Annotated in this window: 13 protein-coding genes; 3 read left to right on the forward strand and 10 right to left on the reverse strand. The window is 72.6% G+C overall.

From position 1 onward, the window contains the following. Positions 1-50 precede the first annotated feature (50 nt). On the forward strand, positions 51-1,220 hold the full coding sequence (locus ABTZ03_RS26215; protein WP_502894586.1) for an IS30 family transposase: 1,170 nt from the start codon (positions 51-53) through the stop codon (positions 1,218-1,220). 86 nt (positions 1,221-1,306) lie between these two features. Here ABTZ03_RS26215 and ABTZ03_RS26220 read toward each other — a convergent pair whose 3' ends face one another. From ABTZ03_RS26220 to ABTZ03_RS26240, 5 genes are all read right to left on the reverse strand, one after another. After that, entirely contained in the window at positions 1,307-2,584 is a 1,278-nt protein-coding gene (locus ABTZ03_RS26220; protein WP_350515520.1) for an SWIM zinc finger family protein, read from the reverse strand. Continuing rightward, on the reverse strand, positions 2,581-5,505 hold the full coding sequence (locus ABTZ03_RS26225) for an SCO1167/SCO6262 family helicase (RefSeq protein WP_350515521.1): 2,925 nt from the start codon (positions 5,503-5,505) through the stop codon (positions 2,581-2,583). Before ABTZ03_RS26225 ends, ABTZ03_RS26220 begins: the two co-directional genes overlap by 4 nt. A gap of 28 nt (positions 5,506-5,533) precedes the next feature. Next, positions 5,534-6,589, reverse strand: coding sequence for an alpha/beta fold hydrolase (locus ABTZ03_RS26230; protein WP_350515522.1), 1,056 nt, complete (start codon positions 6,587-6,589; stop codon positions 5,534-5,536). Between the two features lie 119 nt (positions 6,590-6,708). Next, entirely contained in the window at positions 6,709-7,746 is a 1,038-nt protein-coding gene (locus tag ABTZ03_RS26235) for an alpha-ketoacid dehydrogenase subunit beta (protein WP_350515523.1), read from the reverse strand. Between the two features lie 12 nt (positions 7,747-7,758). Beyond that, complete coding sequence (locus tag ABTZ03_RS26240; RefSeq protein WP_350515524.1) at positions 7,759-8,715, reverse strand: thiamine pyrophosphate-dependent dehydrogenase E1 component subunit alpha; 957 nt, start codon at positions 8,713-8,715, stop codon at positions 7,759-7,761. 245 nt (positions 8,716-8,960) lie between these two features. On the opposite strand from ABTZ03_RS26240, the gene ABTZ03_RS26245 reads away from it, so the two are divergent. Further along, positions 8,961-10,082, forward strand: coding sequence for a cytochrome P450 family protein (locus ABTZ03_RS26245; protein ID WP_350515525.1), 1,122 nt, complete (start codon positions 8,961-8,963; stop codon positions 10,080-10,082). A gap of 387 nt (positions 10,083-10,469) precedes the next feature. Here ABTZ03_RS26245 and ABTZ03_RS26250 read toward each other — a convergent pair whose 3' ends face one another. From ABTZ03_RS26250 to ABTZ03_RS26260, 3 genes are read right to left on the reverse strand one after another with little or no spacing between them, the layout of a single operon-like run. Beyond that, entirely contained in the window at positions 10,470-10,766 is a 297-nt protein-coding gene (locus tag ABTZ03_RS26250) for an antibiotic biosynthesis monooxygenase family protein (RefSeq protein ID WP_350515526.1), read from the reverse strand. 37 nt (positions 10,767-10,803) lie between these two features. After that, entirely contained in the window at positions 10,804-11,766 is a 963-nt protein-coding gene (locus tag ABTZ03_RS26255) for a DMT family transporter (RefSeq protein WP_350515527.1), read from the reverse strand. Positions 11,767-11,784: 18 nt separating this feature from the next. Continuing rightward, positions 11,785-13,260 (reverse strand): MFS transporter, encoded by a 1,476-nt coding sequence (locus tag ABTZ03_RS26260; protein WP_350515528.1) that lies wholly within the window; start codon positions 13,258-13,260, stop codon positions 11,785-11,787. Between the two features lie 186 nt (positions 13,261-13,446). Here ABTZ03_RS26260 and ABTZ03_RS26265 point away from each other — a divergent pair, with 186 nt between their 5' ends. Then, positions 13,447-14,217 (forward strand): SDR family NAD(P)-dependent oxidoreductase, encoded by a 771-nt coding sequence (locus ABTZ03_RS26265; protein WP_350515529.1) that lies wholly within the window; start codon positions 13,447-13,449, stop codon positions 14,215-14,217. Here ABTZ03_RS26265 and ABTZ03_RS26270 read toward each other — a convergent pair. Together ABTZ03_RS26270 and ABTZ03_RS26275 are read right to left on the reverse strand one after the other, a co-directional pair. Further along, positions 14,166-15,488, reverse strand: a complete 1,323-nt coding sequence (locus tag ABTZ03_RS26270) for an activator-dependent family glycosyltransferase (RefSeq protein ID WP_350515530.1) — start codon at positions 15,486-15,488, stop codon at positions 14,166-14,168. The genes ABTZ03_RS26265 and ABTZ03_RS26270 overlap by 52 nt on opposite strands. Beyond that, a complete protein-coding gene (locus ABTZ03_RS26275) occupies positions 15,485-17,143 on the reverse strand; it encodes an FAD-binding oxidoreductase (protein ID WP_350515531.1) in 1,659 nt (552 codons plus the stop codon). Before ABTZ03_RS26275 ends, ABTZ03_RS26270 begins: the two co-directional genes overlap by 4 nt. Positions 17,144-17,343: the final 200 nt, after the last annotated feature.

The following is a 17,343-nucleotide window of genomic DNA, read 5'->3' on the forward strand; positions in this document are numbered from 1 at the left end:
AAGATGCATTGGACTTCGAGATCCGTAGGGACCGGACGGCCCAGGGGCCTATGAAGCTGAGCCGGGAGCGGACGGCATACTCCCGGCTCATGCAGCAGGGCTACACGAACACCGAGGCGTGCTGCATCGTCGGCATCACCCGCCGGACCGGCCAGAAGTGGCGTCACGGCCGCGGAGCCGAGCAGCGGCAGAAGGCGGCACCACCGATTCGCACGGTGGTGCCGCCTTCCGGTGATTCCCGGTATCTGAGCGAGGACGAGCGGATCTACATCGCTGACCGGCTGCGGGACAAGGCCACCGTGCGGGCCATCGCCGCCGAGCTGGGCCGCAGCCCGTCCACCATCAGCCGGGAGATCCGCCGCAACCGCACCGACAGCACTCGCGGGCAGTGGCACTACCGTCCGTATGCCGCCCAGGCCAGGGCGGACGCCCGCTGGCCCCGTCCCAAACCCCGCAGGATCACCGGGAACCCCGAACTGCGGGACGCCGTCCAGGCGATGCTGGACGAGCGGTGGAGCCCGGAGCAGATATGCCACGCTCTACGCCGACAGTTCCCCGACCGGCCGGAGATGCGCGTGGTCCACGAGACTGTCTACCAGGCGCTCTACATTCAGGGCCGCGGCGAGCTGCGGCGCGAGCTCGCCGGCGCCCTGCGCTCCGGCCGGGCCCGCAGCAAGCCCCAGCGGCAGGCCAACTGCAGGCGTTCCCGCTTCACCGACCCGATGGTCATGATCAGCGAGGGTCCTGCCGAGGCCGAGGACCGAGCCGTCCCCGGGCACTGGGAGGGCGATCTCATCCTCGGCAAGGAGCAGAAGTCCGCGATCGGCACCCTGGTCGAGCGTTCCACCCGCTTCGTGATGCTGCTGCACCTGCCCGGCGACCACACGGCCGAGACCGTCCGTGACGCCCTGGTGGCCACCGCCCGAACGCTCCCGACTCAGCTGAAGCGGAACCAGGGCAGCGAGATGGTCAAACACGCGGAGTTCAGCCTCGCCACCGACATCCCGGTCTACTTCTGCGACCCCGCCAGCCCCTGGCAGCGCGGCTCCAACGAGAACACCAACGGCCTGCTGCGGCAGTACCTCCCCAAGGGCACCGACCTCTCGGTCCACACCCCCGAGCACCTGGCGGCCGCCGCCGACCAGTTCAACCCCCGCCCACGCAAAAGGCTCGGCTGGGAAACCCCAGCCGAGCGTCTGGCTAAGTTCCTCGCGGCCTAGACAACCGACCACGTGTTGCGGCGACCGCTAGAAAACGCCACTGTGTGTCCGTCCCGGGTCCGTACGCTGCGCACGGCGTCGGCGGTTCAGCCGCCGAGGAGCTCGGCGAGGACCTCGGCCGGGTCGTGGTGCGGTGCGGCGGCCGGCCACCACCGGCCGTCCTCCTTTCGGTAGGGGTACCAGCGGCCGTCCCGGCCGTAGCGCAGCTGGAGCCCGCTGCCGACCAGCGTCCAGCGGTTCTCCCGCACCTCCAGCTCGGGGAGTTCGTTCTGCTCCCAGCCCGCGGCGAGCGCGGTGCTCGCCCGGGCGGTGTCCTGCCTCGGCGGCGTCCACGCCTGCTCCAGCACGTCCAGCCCGGCGTTCCCGCCCAGCCGCCACGCCTCGGCCGCCCGGTCCAGCTGCTCCGGGCTGCCGCAGGCCTCCCGCACGCGGGCCAGGACCCTCGCCCCGGGGTGGGTCGCCGCGATCCGTACGCAGTCCCGCCAGAGATCGAGCGGCGCCGGCGGCGTGGCGGTGAAACCGTGGGTGTAGGCGAGCAGTTCACGGGCGCGCACGGCCGCGTCGGTGACCAGCTGCTCCAGCGGGTCGGCCCCGGCCGAGGACGCGTCCTGGCGTACGGGCGGCCCGGGCAGCGGCGGCAGCTCGGGTAGCGCCGCGGGCTCACGGCCGAAGACCTCCTCGGCGGGAGTGCCGTCCGGCAGCTGCGCCGCGGCGGCCTGCGAACCGGCCTCGGCTCCCTCCTCCGCCCCGTCGGCGTCCTCGTCGCCGAGACCGCCGACGATCGCCTGCATCAGCAGGACGGACCGGAGTTCCTCCCGCGCCTCCTGCGCGCCGGACCCCCGCAACAGGAGCAGCAGCATCGCGTCCTCGTCCAGCAGCCAGGACGCCTGGTAGCAGAGCGCGGCTGCGTGCTTGCAGGGGTGCTCGAACGCCTCACAGTCGCAGTCCGCCTCCAAGTCGCCGTAGCCGGGCAGCAGCCGCACCCGTGCGTCCTCGGCGGCCTCCAGCAGGTCGGGCGGCAGTTGCCCGGCGAGCAGCTCCTCGGCGACGTCCGGCCGCTCGGCGGCCTTCTCCCAGAGCGACTCCCACTCGTCCTCGTCGAGCTTCTCCAGGGTGAGCACCGTCTTGAACAGGGTGTCACCTTCATAGCTGGCAGTGGAGATGCGACCGGGGCTGACCGTGATCGGCCCGAGCCGGCCGGTGCGCGCGAAGGCCCGGCCCGTCTTCAGCGTCTCCCTGTCCAGGGAGGTGTCCTCCAGCGCGTCCGCCCAGGCTTTGCCCCACCAGGACTGGCCGCGTGCCCGGCTGCCCCGGCGCGCGGCAAAGGCCGGAAAGCCCCGTGCGCCCGTCTCGTCCCCGCTCATCCCGCGCTCCTCAGTTCGACCAGGTTGGCCAGCTCGTCGTTGGTCAGCTGCGTCAGTGCCTGCTCCCCGGAGCCCAACACGGCGTCCGCCAGGCCCTGCTTCGCCTCGAGCAGGACGGCGATGCGGTCCTCGACCGTACCCTCGGCGATCATCCGGTGCACCTGTACGGTGCGCGTCTGCCCGATGCGATAGGCGCGGTCGGTGGCCTGGGCCTCCACCGCCGGGTTCCACCAGCGGTCGTAGTGCACGACGTGGTCGGCGCGGGTGAGGTTGAGTCCGGTGCCGGCGGCCTTGAGGGACAGCAGGAAGACGGGCACCTCCCCGTCCTGGAACTGACGGACCATCTCCTCGCGGCGCGGCACCGGGGTGCCACCGTGCAGCAGCAGGGTGGGGACGCCGCGCTCGCGCAGGTGCGCCTCCAACAGCCGTGCCATGGTGACGTACTGGGTGAAGACCAGCACAGCCCCGTCCTCGGAGATGATGGTCTCCAGCAGTTCGTCGAGCAGCTCCAGCTTGCCGGAACGGCCGGCCAGCCGGGCGCCTTCCGCCTCCTTGAGGAACTGCGCGGGGTGGTTGCAGATCTGCTTCAGACCGGTGAGCAGTTTGAGCACCAGACCGCTCCGGGCGATGCCCTTGGTGGCCTTGATCTGCGCCATGACCTCACGGACCTGGGTCTCGTACAGGGTCCGTTGCTCAGGGGTGAGGCAGACCGGGCGGTCCGTCTCGGTCTTCGGTGGGAGTTCGGGGGCGATGCCCGGGTCCGACTTCTTGCGGCGGAGCATGAACGGCCGGACCAGTTCGGCCAGTCGCTGTGCGGTGGGGCCGTACTCCCCCTCCTCTCCCGGCGGCGGTCCGAACTCTGCGCGTTCCTTGCGTTCGGCCTCGATGGCGGCGATCCAGCGGCTGCGGAAGTGGCCGTGGCCGCCGAGGAGCCCGGGGGTGGTCCAGTCGAGGACAGCCCAGAGTTCGGAGAGGTTGTTCTCGACCGGGGTGCCGGTCAGGGCGATCCTGGCGTCGGCGGGGATCAGCCGCAGCGCCTTCGCGGTGCTGGAGTGCGGGTTCTTGACGTGCTGGGCCTCATCGGCGACGACCGCGCTCCAGCGGTGCGCGCCGAGCCGCTCGGCGTCCAGGCGCATGGTGCCGTAGGTGGTCAGGACGAAGCCCGAGTCGGCGCCGTCCAGGGTGCGGTCGGGGCCGTGGTAGCGGCGCACGGGCGTGCCGGGGGCGAACTTGCCGACCTCGCGCTGCCAGTTGCCCAGCAGAGAGGCGGGGCAGACGACGAGGGTGGGGCCGGCGCTGTCCGGGTGCTCCTGGCGCAGCAGGTGCAGCGAGATCAGCTGGACGGTCTTGCCCAGGCCCATGTCGTCGGCGAGGCAGCCGCCGAGACCGAGCGAGGTGAGGCGGTCCATCCAGCGCAGGCCGCGCAGTTGGTAGTCGCGCAGGGTGGCCGCGAGCGCAGCGGGCTGCTCGACCGCTTCGTTTCTGCCGTCGGGTTCGGTCAGGCGCCGGCGCAGGGCGAGCAGCCAGTCGCTGGACGCGACCCGCACCTGTTTGCCGCCGATCTCGGTATAGCCGGTGAGGGCGACGGCGAGCGCCTCGATGGCGGTGAGCGGTTTGAGGTCGCGTTCGGCGGCCTTGCGGGCGAGGTCGGCGCCGATGAACACCCACTGCCCGCGCAGCAGGACCAGCGGCTGGCCGGCGGCGGCGATCTCGGCTGTCTCCTGCTCGGTGAGGGCTTCCCCGTCGAGGTCGAGCTGCCAGCGCAGGTCGACCGTGGTGCCACCGCCGAAGAAGGACCGCAGGTCGATGGGCGGGGTCCGCTTGCCGCCGACGACGGCACGGCTGGTGAGGGAACGGATGGCCTCCGCGGGCCAGAGCACCTCGACGCCGTGGGCGGCGAGTCGGCCGGCGGTTTCGCCAAGCAGGTCCTGGACCTCGTGGTCGGCGAGGTCCAGTGTGGAGGGCACCGGCAGCAGGCGGGAAAGGGGCTGCCAGACGTCGGCGGCCCGCCGTACGGCGAGGACGGTGTCGGCTTGGGCCCGCGGCCCGAACCCGGCTGCCTCGGCCGCGGCGAACAGCTCGTCGGCGTCGGCGCTGAGGGTCGGGTCGGCCAGGCTGGACACCTGGGGCACCAGGCGCAGGGCGGGCTGCCCGCCGTCGCCGGCGGCGGGCACCAGGTCCAGGCGCAGGGCCAGCCGCACGCCCGAGTCGAGGCCGGCGGAGATCTCCTCGGCCCAGGCGCGCAGCTGGGGGACGTACTGGGGTTCGACGGCGGCGAAGGCCGGGCGGCCGGTGGCGGCGGGTGCGGCGGCGGTGCGCGGCAGGGTGTCGGCGACCGCGTCGACGAAGGAGCGCAGCAGGGCGGGGGCGTTGGGCAGTAGCAACGGGCCGCCCGGCGGGACGGGCAGCGGGACGGCGAGCGCCTCGGCCGGTGCCGCGGCGGCCAGTTCGTGCATGCGCCGGACGTCCTCCGGGGCGATCGGGCCGGCGCGCCAGGTGTCGTAGCCGGTGGCGGAGACGCCGGGGAGCAGCCGTTCGCGGGCGGCGAGGTGCAGGCCGAGGGCGGTGGCGGCGCCCCAGAACGCGGCGGACGGGCTGGGGGTGACATCCGCGGTGCCGTTTGTGCTCCCGTCGGCGTTCGCTTCGGTGTGGAGCCGGCGGGCCAGGGTGAGGGTGGGCAGTGCCTGGGCGACGGTCAGGCGCAGAACCGGGCAGCGGCGTATGGCGAGAGTGCCGCCGTTGGCGGTGACCAGGTCAGCTTCGCCGGGTTCGCCGATGGGCGGCTGTGCGGCGAGGCCGGGGCCGGCCCAGCCGTCGGGGTACCGGAACACGAGTCTTCCGGTACGCGCCGGATCGCCCGGCTCGAAGGCTACCGCGCACTGCGCCAGCAGGTCGGCCTGCTCACGCGACATCCACACCATCTGTTCCGCCCCCTGGTTCGTCGTCCGGTCAACGTCCGCCGTCCACACGGCGTTTCGCCCAGTTCTGTGCGTAGGCGTACCACAGAGGGGCGGTGCGGTGCACATTGAGGCTGTGTCCGGTGGCCGGAACGGCGAGGGCTTCCAGCCGGGCCTCGGGTCCGTACAGGGGGGCGGCGGAGGCCTTCAGCGCGGCCGAGCTGGAGCAGTCGGAACCCTGGCCACCGCAGATGAGCTTGTCGTCCTGGCCGACGACGACGAGTACGGGAACGCGGATCCGCTGGTTGAGGGAGATGTCGCCATAGGCCGGGTCGGCGGGGTAGACATCCGGTTCGGTGGTGAGTTCGTCGTGGAGCAGCACGTACGGTTCGGTGGTCCGGCGGTCGTAGAACCAGGCGGCCTTGCCGCCGGGCCGCAGGGCGAGGTAGCCGTCGTCGAGACCGCGCCGGGCCAGCAGCGGGTGCTGTCCGGCGGGCACGTATAGGTGTCCCATCTGCTCGAACGCCGCTGTGTTGGGCGGGGTGCCTTCGCCGGTGAGGATGAGTCCGTCGACGACGTCGGGGTGCTTGACCGCGACCATGCGAGCCACCGTCGAGCCGAAGGAGTGGCCGACCAGGACGACCTTCCGGTAGCCGCGGTCGCGCAGCGTGCGGATGAGCTGGAGGGTCACCAGCTCGTGGGTACTGTCGGTGAAGCGGGAGCTGTGCGGAGCGGAGCTGGCCCCGGTGCCCAGCCGGTCGAACGCCAGGACGGCGTGGCCGGCCCCGGCGGCGGCCTCCACGTAGGAGGGGCCGCCGGTCCGGCCGTGCACGGTCCAGTAGTCCCGGTTGTAGGTGCCGCCGTGCAGCAGCAGTTGGACCGTGGTGGCACGTGCGGCGCGCGGGGTGCAGAGCGTGCCGGCGATCCGTTGGTCGGCGGGGGCGCCCTCGGTGACGGCCACCTGGGAGGTGAACGGCGCGCAGTTCACCCCGGCCGGCCCGCCGGAGTGGGCGGCCGATGCGGTGGAGGCTGCTGCGGGGCTTCCGAGCAGGGGCAGCAGAAGTGCGCCGGCAGCGGTTGTCGCCAGGGCTCGGAAGCTCAGGGCCATCTGATTCTCCTGGAAGGTCGGTGCGGGTGGTGCGGGCATGCGGAGGGTCGGCCAGTGGCCCGCTCGACCACGGCCGACTCGCTCGATTCCACGTCCGGTTCCTTTCGTACGGATGCGGATCAGTACGGTCCGCTGAACCCGGCGTCCACGCCGGTCAGTACGGGCACGGCGGCCCCGTCCCAGCCCACCAGGTCGAGACAGGCTTCGGCGATCTTCGCGGCGCTGGGGTGGAACGCCTCCTCCAGCGGCCAGGACACCGGAGCGGGGCAGTCGGGGGGAGTGATCCTGCGGACCGGGGCGCGCAGCTCGCCCGGGATGCGCTCGGCGATCACTGCGGCCACCTCGGCCGAGAAGCCGTAGCGTGCCCAGCTCGTGTCGGCCACCACGACGCGGCCGGTCCGGGCGACCGACTCGCAGATGATGTCCTCGTCCAGCGGCCGGATGCTGCGCACGTCCACCACCTCGACGCTGACGCCCCGCCCGGCGAGCAGGTCGGCGGCGCGCTCCGCCTCGTGGACCATCAAGGAGGCGGCCACCACGGTCACGTCGGTGCCGTGACGGACGATGCGGCCCACGCCGAAGGGCACGGGCGTGAGTTCCTCGGGCACCTCGCCCTCGATCGGGTAGAGCGAGCGGTTCTCCATCAGCACCACGGGGGTGTCCGCCTCCAGGGCGGCGGCCAGCAGGCCCTTGGCGTCGGCCGGGGAGGCCGGGGCGGCGACGTACAGGCCGGGGAAGTGGCCGAACGTCGCGTGCAGGCTCTGCGAGTGGGTGGCACCCTGGCCCCAGCCGCGGCCGACGACACCGCGCATGACGACCGGCACACCGCCCTTGTCCCCGTACATGTAGCGCCACTTGGACGCCAGGTTGATCATCGCGTCCATGGCCAGGAACATGAAGTCGGCCCGGGTGTGCACCACGAGGGGGCGCAGGCCCTGGTCGGCTGCGCCGATGCAGATGCCGGCGACGGCGTTCTCGCTGTTGGGGGTGTCGATCACCCGCTGGGCGCCGAAGCGTTCGAAGGCCGGGCCGGTGGTGCCGTAGGAGCCCTTGTGGTCGTCGACGTTCTGCCCGGCGATGATGATGCCCGGGTCGGCCTCCATGGCCTGGACGGTGCCCTCGGCGATCGCCTGCCAGTACGTGAGCTTCCGTGTCATCGTGATCTCCTGTCAGCTCGCGTCAACCGGACGCCCGTAGGCCCCGTCGGTCAGCCGGTCCGCACTGGGGAAGGGCGCCGCCTTGGCAGCGGTGACCGCGAGCCGCGTCTCGTCGCGGAACTCCTGGTCCCAGCGGGCGACGTGCTCTTCGATGTCCGGTACGTCGGCGCGCAGTGCCGCCGTGCTCCGGCGGACCGGGCAGCGCTCCAGCCAGCCCTCCACCTCGGACTCGGGGCGGTCGATCCCGGTATCGAAGCCCGGGCCGACGTGCTCGCGCCAGCGGTAAGTGTCCAGCTCCAGGAGGTAGGGACCCTGGCCGGCCCGGCAATGGACGGTGGCCCGCAGCATGGCCTCGTGGACGAGGGACACGTCGTTGCCGTCGACGCGCTCGGCGGCGATCCCGTATGCCCGGGCCCGCTCGGTGATCCCGGTGGTCGCGGAGTTCGCCGGCTGGCGGGCGCTGAGCGGGGAGGAGATCGAGTAGGAGTTGTTCTCACAGACGAAGACGACCGGGATCCGGTGGACCGCGGCGAAGTTGAGGGACTCGTGGAAGACGCCCTCCTCGCTGGCTCCGTCCCCGAAGAAGGTGGCCACGACCTGCGAGGAGCCCTGCTTGGCCAGAGCCCACGCGGCACCGGTGGCCACGGAGATCATCTCGCCGAGGATCGCGGCCGATCCGGCGAAGCCGACGGCCCGGTCGGTCAGGTGCACCGACCCGCCGCGCCCGCCCGAGCAGCCCGTTTCCTTGCCGTAGAGTTCGGCAACCATGCCGGTGAGGTCCCCGCCCTTGGCGAGGTAGGCGGCGTGGCTGCGGTGCCCGGTGTAGACGAGGTCGTCCTCGCGCAGGGCGGCGCAGACCCCGACGGCGGCGGCCTCCTGACCTACCGAGAAGTGCACCGGGGTGCGCATCTCCTGCTCATCGCGGTAGAGGTCCGCCAGCTCCTCCTCGATGCGGCGGATGCGCACCATGCCTCGGAGCAGCGCGGCTGGATCCGCCACTGGGTCCTCGGATGTGTTGGGGTTCGGCACGACCGACCCACCTCCAGGATCGACTGAACAACGGAGTATGATCATCCCCACGCCCGGTCAAGCTCCCCTGGAACCGGAGCGGAGCGGCGGGCGGGGCCCTCGCTCGACCGATCCTCCGCTGTGCCCGCCTAGCCTGCGCGGTGCCCGCGGCGCGGACGCGCCCGCGAGGGAGAGGGGAGCCGTAGATGGTTGTGGCGGAGAAGGAGCTGGGCCGCCGACTCCAGCTCGTCCAGGGAATCCACTGGTTGTACGGGGCGCAGGGCGACCCGTACGCCGCACTGCTGCGCGGGCACCACGGCCCGGACCCGCGGGAGCTGTACGCCCTCAACCGGGAGGCCGGGCCGCTATGGCGCAGTCGTCTGGGCACCTGGGTGGCCGCCCGGTACGCCACTGCCGCCGAGCTGCTGGCCCTGCCGGTGCCGGAGGGCGGCCCGCTGCCCGCGGCCGTGGCCCAGCCGCAGGTGGCCGTGACCTGGGACCAGGGGCTGCCCGCCCCGGATCCTGCGGACCGGCCCGGCGCCGACTGGGTCCGGGCCCTGGCGGGGCCGGCCTGCGAGCGGCTCCTGGCAGGGCTGCGCGGGAAGGTGGACCTGGTCGCCGAGGTCGCCGCCCGGGTCCCTGTCGAGGTACTGGCGGACCTACACGGTCTGACCGGGGCGGACCGCGAGCGGCTGGCCGAGGCCTGCGCGGCGGCCGCCCCCGCGCTCGATGCGGCGCTGGCGCCGCCGTCGTACGGGGACGCCGCCCGGCTGCCGGCCGCCGTCTCCGCCCTGCGCGGGCTGCTGGGCGAGGCAGCTGTGCTGCGGGTGGTGGTGGAGGCGCGTGTCGCGCAGGAACTCATCGCCGGGGCGCTGCACGCGCTGGTCACCGGGCCGGGGCAGTGGGAGCTGCTCGCCGACCGGGGGCCGGACGGGGCGGCCGCGGTGGTGGCGGAGACACTGCGTCACGACCCGCCGGTGAAGGTGCACGTGTTCACCGCGGCGGCGGACACGGAGGCGGCCGGGCAGCGGATCGCGGCCGGGGAGCAGGTGGCCGTCCTGATCGGTGCGGCCAACCGGGACCCGGAGGTCTTCGACCGGCCGGACGTCTTCGACCCGCGCAGGGCCGAGACGGCCGGCGCCGGCCCGCGGCTGCTGGTCCCCGCGCCGTACGGGGTGCCGCTGGAGCCGTTCGCCGGGATCGTCGCCGAGACGGTGGTGGTGGCGCTCGCGGCGGCCCGTCCCGGGCTGCGTGCGGCCGGCCCCGCGGTGCGGCGCCCACGGACGCCGGTGACGGGGGGGCTGCTAACGGTCCCAGCCCTGTTCTGACCGCCCCCGGACAGATGCCGAGGGCCCCTGCGGTGGCGGATTCAAGGAATCGTGGCAGCACACGACCGGTGTGACAGACGCTCGGCCGACGTTTGTCAGCCGAGCGTCTTGTGTGGGCGGCTGTCGGGGTCGGCAGCGCCGGCCCGGACGCCGGTATTCTCCCGGAGGCGGTTGGCGACGTGGATGCGCCCGGTCTCGCTCGGACAGTGCGATGAGACCGGCGGCTCGGACACAGGCAGCGGCGCCACCGGGTTGGCTGGTGGCGCCGCTCTGTTCTTCGCTGCGAGGATGCTGCGGCCGTTGCGCCGTCGCTTGCCCGTGTGCTCGTCGACACCCGCGAGGCGGGCCGCTTCGATGTAGCCGGTTCCTTCGAGATCCCCGACAGGGTCAAGCTCGGGCGACGCGCTCGTACAGCGGGATGTAGAGGTTCGGGTCACTGGTGCTGAGCGCCTGCAGCGCCGCGCGGTGGGCGACGAACTCGGGCTGCTGCAGGGCCTTGCGGAAGGATTCCTCGTCCTCCCATTCGGCCAGGTTGGCGTACGCGTTGGGGTCGTCGGTGTGCCGCATCAGGCGGTGGCGGACGAACCCCGGCTGGGCTGTGAAGAACTCGGAAGTCTTGTCGAAGGCCTGCTCGAACTCCTCGGTCGGTCCGGTGACCGTGAAGCGGTTGATGAAGGTGATCAAGGTGTGGTCCTTTCTTCGGTATGGACGGCCGGCCGGGTCAGCGGGCCGCGGAGGTCGGCTCGGCCGCGGACCGCACCAGAGGGCCGTCGGCGGCGGGGACGGCGCCGCGCCGCGGGATCCGGGCGAGCACCACGCCGGCCAGGATGATCGCCATGCCCAGCACCTCGCGGCCGGTGGGCTGGTGGTTCTCCATCACGACCATGCCCAGGGTGAGGACCACGGGCACGACGTACAGCACGCTGGAGGCCTTGGCCGCGCCCTCGTCGCGGATCAGCTGGGCGAAGCACATGTACACCAGCCCGGTGTTGAGGATGCCGAGCACGAGGAGTGCGCCGATGACGGCCGCGGAGAACTGCGGGGCGCGGTCGAAGCCGCCGTTGGGCAGGTTGATTGCGGCCCAGCCGACCCCGATGACCGCCTGCGAGGTGGCCAGCACCAAGGGGGGCATGTCCTGGCCGTCCTCGGCGGCCGGCTTCATCAGCTTCTCCATCAGCAGCATGGACCAGCCGTAGGCCAGCGCCGCGACGGCGTTGACGGCCGCGGCCGCCGAGAGCCACTGGGCACCCGCGTTCCAGGGCGCGTACAGGACCAGGACGCCGGCGAAGCCGACGAGCAGGCCCGCCACCAGCGTGGCCGGGATGCGGCCGGCGCGGCGGCGCACCAGGAAGAGCGCGACCACGCACAGCGGCACACTCGCGTTGAACACCGAGACCATGCCCGTGTCGGCGCCCAGGGCGTCGTCCACGAGCTCGACCAGCAGCACGGGCAGCGCGTTGGCCAGGAAGGCGATGAACACCAGCCGGCCCCAGACGGCGGGCCGGCGCGGCAGCCGGGTGCCGCTGACCAGCAGCACGCCGAGCATGGCCACGGCACCGACCAGGATCCGGAAGAAGCTGAACTGCGCCGAGTTCAGGCCCTGGAAGACGACTTTGATCCAGAAGTAGCTGATGCCCCACATCAGGCCGACGACGCCGAAGCGCGCCATGGAGCCGAACCGCACGGCTGTTTCTCCTTTCTGTCAGAAGTCCGCGGTGCGCGCGACGGCGGCACCGGAAGGTCGGATGAACAAGGCGGCAAGGAACGCGGCCACGGCGAGGCCGGCGCCGGCCACGAAGCCGGCCGACATGCTCTCCATGAACACGTGGCCTGCGGCCTCCTCGGCCGGGGCCCCGGCCGGCAGGGCCTGCTCGGCGCCGCGGCCGGCGTTGGTGCCGGCGGTTACCAGGATCGCGAGCCCCAGCGAGGCGCCGACCGTCTGCAGCGCGTTCTGCACGCTGGAGGCGGCACCGGCTTCGTCGCTGTGCAGACCGGAGGTGGCGAGGATGGTGGACGGGACGACACACAAGGCCATGCCGCAGCCGAACAGCAGCAGCGCCGGTAGCACGTCCTCCCCGTAGCCGAAGTCCGGGGTCAGGCGGGAGAGCCAGAGGTTCGAGACGATCAGCAGCACGGTGCCGGTCAGCAGCAGCTTGCGCGGCCCGAACCGGCGCTCCAGCCAGACCGCCGCACCCGACATCGAGATCATCGCGGCGGTCACCGGGGTCAGGGCCACGGCCGAGAGCAGCGGGCTGTAGTCGGCGAACTGCGGGAAGAACTGGATGAGGAGGAAGCCCGTGCCGATCAAAGCGCCCTGGACGGCGAAGGTGCCGACGTACGCCCAGATCCGGTTCCGGTCGTCGAACAAACGCAGCACCACGATGGGCTGCTGGGCCCTGCGCTCGATGACGATGAAGACGAGCAGCAGCGCCACGCCAGCGGCGGCCGGGCCGGCGACGGTCACATCCGTCCACGGGTGTTCGGCGGCCCGGGTCAGGCCGAGGACCAGACCGACGGCGCCCAGAGTAGACATCAGCGCACCCGGCAGGTCGAACCGGCCGCGGCTCGGCCTGGTCTCCTCAACCACCAGCGGCGCCAGCAGCAGGATCAGCAGGCCGAGCGGCACGTTCAGCAGCAGCACCCAGCGCCAGGAGCTGACCGCGGAGAGCATGCCCGCCAGCAGCAGCCCGCCAGCAGTGCTGGCGGCGCCGACAGCCGTGTAGACGGCGATCGCCCGCTTCCGCGGGGCCCCTTCGCCGAACATGCTCAGGACCAGGGCCAGCGCACTGGGCGCGGCCAGGGCGGAGCCGACCCCCTGCAGGGCCCGCACGGCGATCAGGAAATCTCCGGAAGTCGCCGCCCCGCGCAGCGCCGCGGCCACCGTGAACAGGGCAACACCGGCGAGGAAGACCCTGCGGCGGCCCAGCAGGTCGCCCATCCGTCCGCCGAGCAGCAGCAGTCCGCCGAAGGCCAGCAGGTAAGCACTGATGACCCAGCCGAGGTCGACGGGGGTGAGGCCGAGGTCCTGGCTCATACCGGGCAGAGCGATCTGCACCATCGACTCATCGAGCAGGACCATCGCATTGCAGCCGGCAAGCAGTCCGAGGGCAACGCCCGCGCGTACCGCACCGCGCCCGGGTGGCGCCGGCGCCGAGAGTTCAGACGTGTGCACGGACATGCCTTGCCTCCTGAGAGAGTCGACAGGGGACCGCCCGGAATCGGCGGAGGGCGGATGAGTGAGACGGGCGCCGGGGCTCCCAGGGGCCGGACGCGCGGGGATGCAATCCGGCCGGTGCTTTGCCCGGACACCTTCCCAACGGGCGCTAGAGCCGCCGTTGAGTACAGGTGGCTAGCGTCCGTGGGTATGACGAATTCCCCCAGCAGTGGTGCGGTACGGCGCACGGTCCTCGTCACCGGGGGCGGTACGGGCATCGGGCGGGCGACCGCGCGGGCCTTCGCCGCCGACGGTGCCGAGGTCCTGGTCGTGGGGCGCACCGCCGAGACCCTCGCGCAGACGGCCGCCGGGCACGTCGGCATCCGAACCCTGACAGCCGACATCACGGCACCGGACGCCGCGGAGCACATCGTGGCCGCGGCGGTGGAGTCCTCTGGCCGGATCGACGTGCTCGTGCACAACGCTGCGGCCGTGCTGCCCGAGCCGGCCGGGTCCCTCACCCGCGGGCACGCGCGGACCCAGTTGGAGACGAACCTCCTCGCGCCACTGTTCCTGACGCAGGCAGCGCTGCCCGCCCTGGAGGCCGCCAGCGGCACGGTGGTGTGCGTGAGCACCGCGGCCACGCTGGGACGCCGGGCGTTCCCGGGCCTGTCCGTGTACGGGGCCACCAAGGTCGCGCTGGACTTCCTGGTCCGCACCTGGGCGGTAGAGCTGGCGCCGCGCGGGATCCGCGCCGTGGGCGTCGCCCCGGGCGAGACCGACACGGGGATCGGCGAGCGCATGGGCTGGAGCGCCGAGGACATCGCCCGCCACCAGGCAGAGGCGGCCGCCCGCACGCCCTCGGGCCGGGTGGGCCGGCCCGAGGACGTGGCGTGGTGGATCGTCCGGCTGGCACGACCCGAGGCGGGCTACACCAGCGGCACGGTGGTGGCGGTCGACGGCGCCGCCTCGGTCGTCTGACGGGCCGAGGCCACCAGCCGCTCCATGACCGGCACGATGTCGTTCGGCGTCGGCTCGGCAAGGACCTCGGCGCGGACCTTCGCCGCCACCTCGGTGAACGAGGGTTCCTCCAGCAACCGAAGGACTGCGGCGCGCAGCCCGTCCACGGTCAGCTCGTGGGCGGGCAGGCACAGCCCGTACCCCAGTTCCTCCACCCGGCGGGCTTTGGCGACCGTGTCCCAGCCGTAGGGAAGCACGATCTGGGGCACGCCGTGGAGTTCGGCGGTAGAGCGGGTGCCGATGCCGCCGTGGTGGACGACGGCCGAGCAGGTCGGCAGCAGGTCGTTGAGCGGTACGAAGTCCACCAGGCGGGCGTTGCCGGGAATCGTGCCGAGCACTTCGCGGTCCTGCGCGCCGAGCGTGGCGATGATCTCGGCGTCCACGTCGGAGAGCGCGTCGAGCACCGAGCCGAAGGAAAAGGAGGCGTGGTCGATCTCGCCGGAGACCCCCAGTGTCAGGCAGACCCGACGCCGCTCGGCCGTCGCCCGCAGCCAGTCCGGCACCACGGAGGCGCCGTTGTGCGGGACGTAGCGCACGCCGACCGTGCGCAGGCCGAGGTCGAAGCGGGAGCTGGGCGGGGTGATGTCCACGGTCCACTGCCCGGTGACCATCTCCTCGTCGAAGCCGAGTCCGGGCGCGTAACGGTCCATCACCCGGCCCAGCCACTCCGCAGTGGGGTCCTGGGCGGTGCCCGGCGGCAGCGCCGCGTTCAGCCGCAGGAACTCCTGCCGGGCCCGGACCGTGATGTCCATGCCGTGCAGCAGGCGGGCGTGCGCGGCTCCCACGGCGCGGGCAACGACCGGGCCGGCGAAGGTGTGCTGCTCCCAGACGACCAGGTCAGGGCCCCAGTGCCGGGCGTATGCGACGAGGTCGTCGAGCATCGGGTCGTTGCTCACCGAGGCGTACAGAGCGGGTACCGCGACGGCCTCCAGGGCCAGCAGCGACTCGTGGGTCCACTGGGAGCGGTCCTCGCCGGTGAAGTCGAAGCCCTGCACGAGGTCGGAGCCCTCTTCGAGGGCCTGGCCGAGGAGTTCGGGCGCCCACGGGTCGTCGAGGTACCAGCCGGCGACGCCGACTGGAACAGCGGTCAGGCCAGCCGCGGTGATGTGGTCGGTCAGGTCGGGGTGGCTCGCCACCCGGACCTCGTGGCCTGCAGTGCGCAGCGCGGAGGCCAGCGGAACCATCGAGAAGTAGTGGGTGTTGTACGGGAAGGAGACGAACAGCACCTTCACCGGACGTGCTCCGCCCTGACGGACAGCGTGTGGCTGAAGACGTTGCGGGGGTCCCAGGTGGCCTTGATGCGCTGGAGCCGCGGGTAGGCGTTCTTGTAGTAGAGGCGGTGCCAGGGCACCCCAGCGGTGTTCCACTGCGGGTCGGCCATGTCGACGTCGGGGTAGTTGATGTAGCAGCCGTCGCTGTCGCGGCCCGGCATCGGGACGCCGCCGCTCGCCCCGAACACGTCGCGGTACAGCCGGCGCAGCCAGTCGACGGCCGCAGGGTCGGCGTCGGGGTCGTGCCAGGTGTTCATGTAGAGCGCCATGAGGACCGAGTCGCGGTGCGAGGAGGCGGTGGCGCCGTCCGCGACCGTGTTGATCCGGCCGCCGTAGGACTGGAAGGACACCGAGGCGGAGTCGTGCCGGTTGCCGGTGCTATTGAGGTACGTGTAGAGGACATCGGCCTGGGCGTCGCTGTGGCCGCGGCGCAGGTACGCCGACTTGATCTTGTGGCGGCCGACATCGCTGTCCTGGGCCGCGGACAGGTGCTCGGCCGCGGTGAGCCAGGGCTGGTCGCTGATCTCGGAGAACTGCGGGAAGGCGCCCACGCCGTCGGCGACGGCGCGCAGGTAGTCCCGCAGCAGCCGCCCGGCGTCCGGCCGGGTGCCGTCCATGTGGGCGAAGCAGTTGGCCGCCGGGCCCGGGCCACCGGTTTCGGGGCGGCCGTAGAGGACCAGCCCGCCGAACAGTCCGGCGTACGGGGAGCCAGCGTCGCTGTTGTGCTCGTGCCAGCGGCCGTGGTTGCGGATCAGGCGGCGGAACGACACCCGGTCCATGCCCTCGCGCGGGAAGCGAACCCGGGCGGCCAGGACGTTGCCCGGCGGGCGCGGCAGCAGCCGGGACGGGTCGGTGCAGGAGCGGGGGGCGTCCGGCGAGCGGAACCAGTAGCGGGTGACGACGCCGAAGTTGCCGCCGCCGCCGCCGGTGTGGGCCCACCACAGGTCGTGGCAGGGATCCGTTCGCTCCCGGGTCGCGACGACCCTGCGGGCCCGGCCGGCCGCATCGACGACGACCACCTCGACGGCGTACAGGTGGTCCGCGGCCAGGCCGAAGGCGCGCGACAGCGCGCCGTAGCCGCCGCCGGTGACGTGGCCGCCCATGCCCACGGTCGCGCTGGCGCCGCCAGGCAGGGTCACGCCCCAGCCGTAGTGGAGCTTTTTGTAGACGTCCATCAGCTGGGCGCCGGCCTCGACCATGAAGGCGCGGCGGCGGGCATCGTAGGTGACGGCGTTCATCCCGCCGAGGTCGAGGACGAGCCGCACGGCCGGGTCGCCGACGACGTTCTCGTAGCAGTGGCCTCCGCTGCGGACCGCGATCCGCTTGCCCGCGCGGACGGCGTCGCCGACCGCGCGCGCCACCTCCTCGGTGGTGGTGACGAGCCGGAAGGCGTCCGGTCGCGCGGTGAACCGCTTGTTGCTGCCACGTGTCGACAGGGCCGCGTACCGCGGGTCCTGCGGGGTGACGAGCGACCCACCGCCCCCGGGCTCAGGGGGTTGTCCGGGGGCGGTGGTGTCCTGGGCGTGGGCGGGGGAGATGCCGACGGCGGCGAGCCCGGCGGCGGCGCCCGCCGTGAGCGTGCCGGCGACGAAGCTCCGGCGGCTGGGAACGGTCATCGTTCACCTTTCTCGGTGGCTGATCCGATGGCGGCGCGCACCCCGCCCGCGTACTGCCGCCGATGCTCGGGGCACCGGCCGCAGTACGGCTCGGGTACCGCTGGAGCCACCGGGCCTGCGCCGGCGTCGACTGGGGCTCAAGAGCAGTTCCCCACACTGTGGCGGACCGCAGCCACACCGAACACCCCTTGCCAGGAGGA

This window comes from Kitasatospora sp. NPDC096077 (assembly GCF_040303245.1).
Taxonomy (GTDB): Bacteria; Actinomycetota; Actinomycetes; order Streptomycetales; family Streptomycetaceae; genus Kitasatospora.

Excerpts from the sequence above, each read along its gene's own strand:
- ABTZ03_RS26275 (WP_350515531.1), bottom strand. The coding sequence starts at position 17,143 with ATGACCGTTCCCAGCCGCCGGAGCTTCGTCGCCGGCACGCTCACGGCG.
- ABTZ03_RS26235 (WP_350515523.1), bottom strand. The coding sequence starts at position 7,746 with ATGACACGGAAGCTCACGTACTGGCAGGCGATCGCCGAGGGCACCGTC.
- ABTZ03_RS26215 (WP_502894586.1), top strand. The coding sequence starts at position 51 with ATGAAGCTGAGCCGGGAGCGGACGGCATACTCCCGGCTCATGCAGCAG.
- ABTZ03_RS26240 (WP_350515524.1), bottom strand. The coding sequence starts at position 8,715 with ATGGTGCGCATCCGCCGCATCGAGGAGGAGCTGGCGGACCTCTACCGC.
- ABTZ03_RS26245 (WP_350515525.1), top strand. The coding sequence starts at position 8,961 with ATGGTTGTGGCGGAGAAGGAGCTGGGCCGCCGACTCCAGCTCGTCCAG.
- ABTZ03_RS26230 (WP_350515522.1), bottom strand. The coding sequence starts at position 6,589 with ATGGCCCTGAGCTTCCGAGCCCTGGCGACAACCGCTGCCGGCGCACTT.
- ABTZ03_RS26260 (WP_350515528.1), bottom strand. The coding sequence starts at position 13,260 with ATGTCCGTGCACACGTCTGAACTCTCGGCGCCGGCGCCACCCGGGCGC.
- ABTZ03_RS26225 (WP_350515521.1), bottom strand. The coding sequence starts at position 5,505 with ATGGTGTGGATGTCGCGTGAGCAGGCCGACCTGCTGGCGCAGTGCGCG.
- ABTZ03_RS26265 (WP_350515529.1), top strand. The coding sequence starts at position 13,447 with ATGACGAATTCCCCCAGCAGTGGTGCGGTACGGCGCACGGTCCTCGTC.
- ABTZ03_RS26220 (WP_350515520.1), bottom strand. The coding sequence starts at position 2,584 with ATGAGCGGGGACGAGACGGGCGCACGGGGCTTTCCGGCCTTTGCCGCG.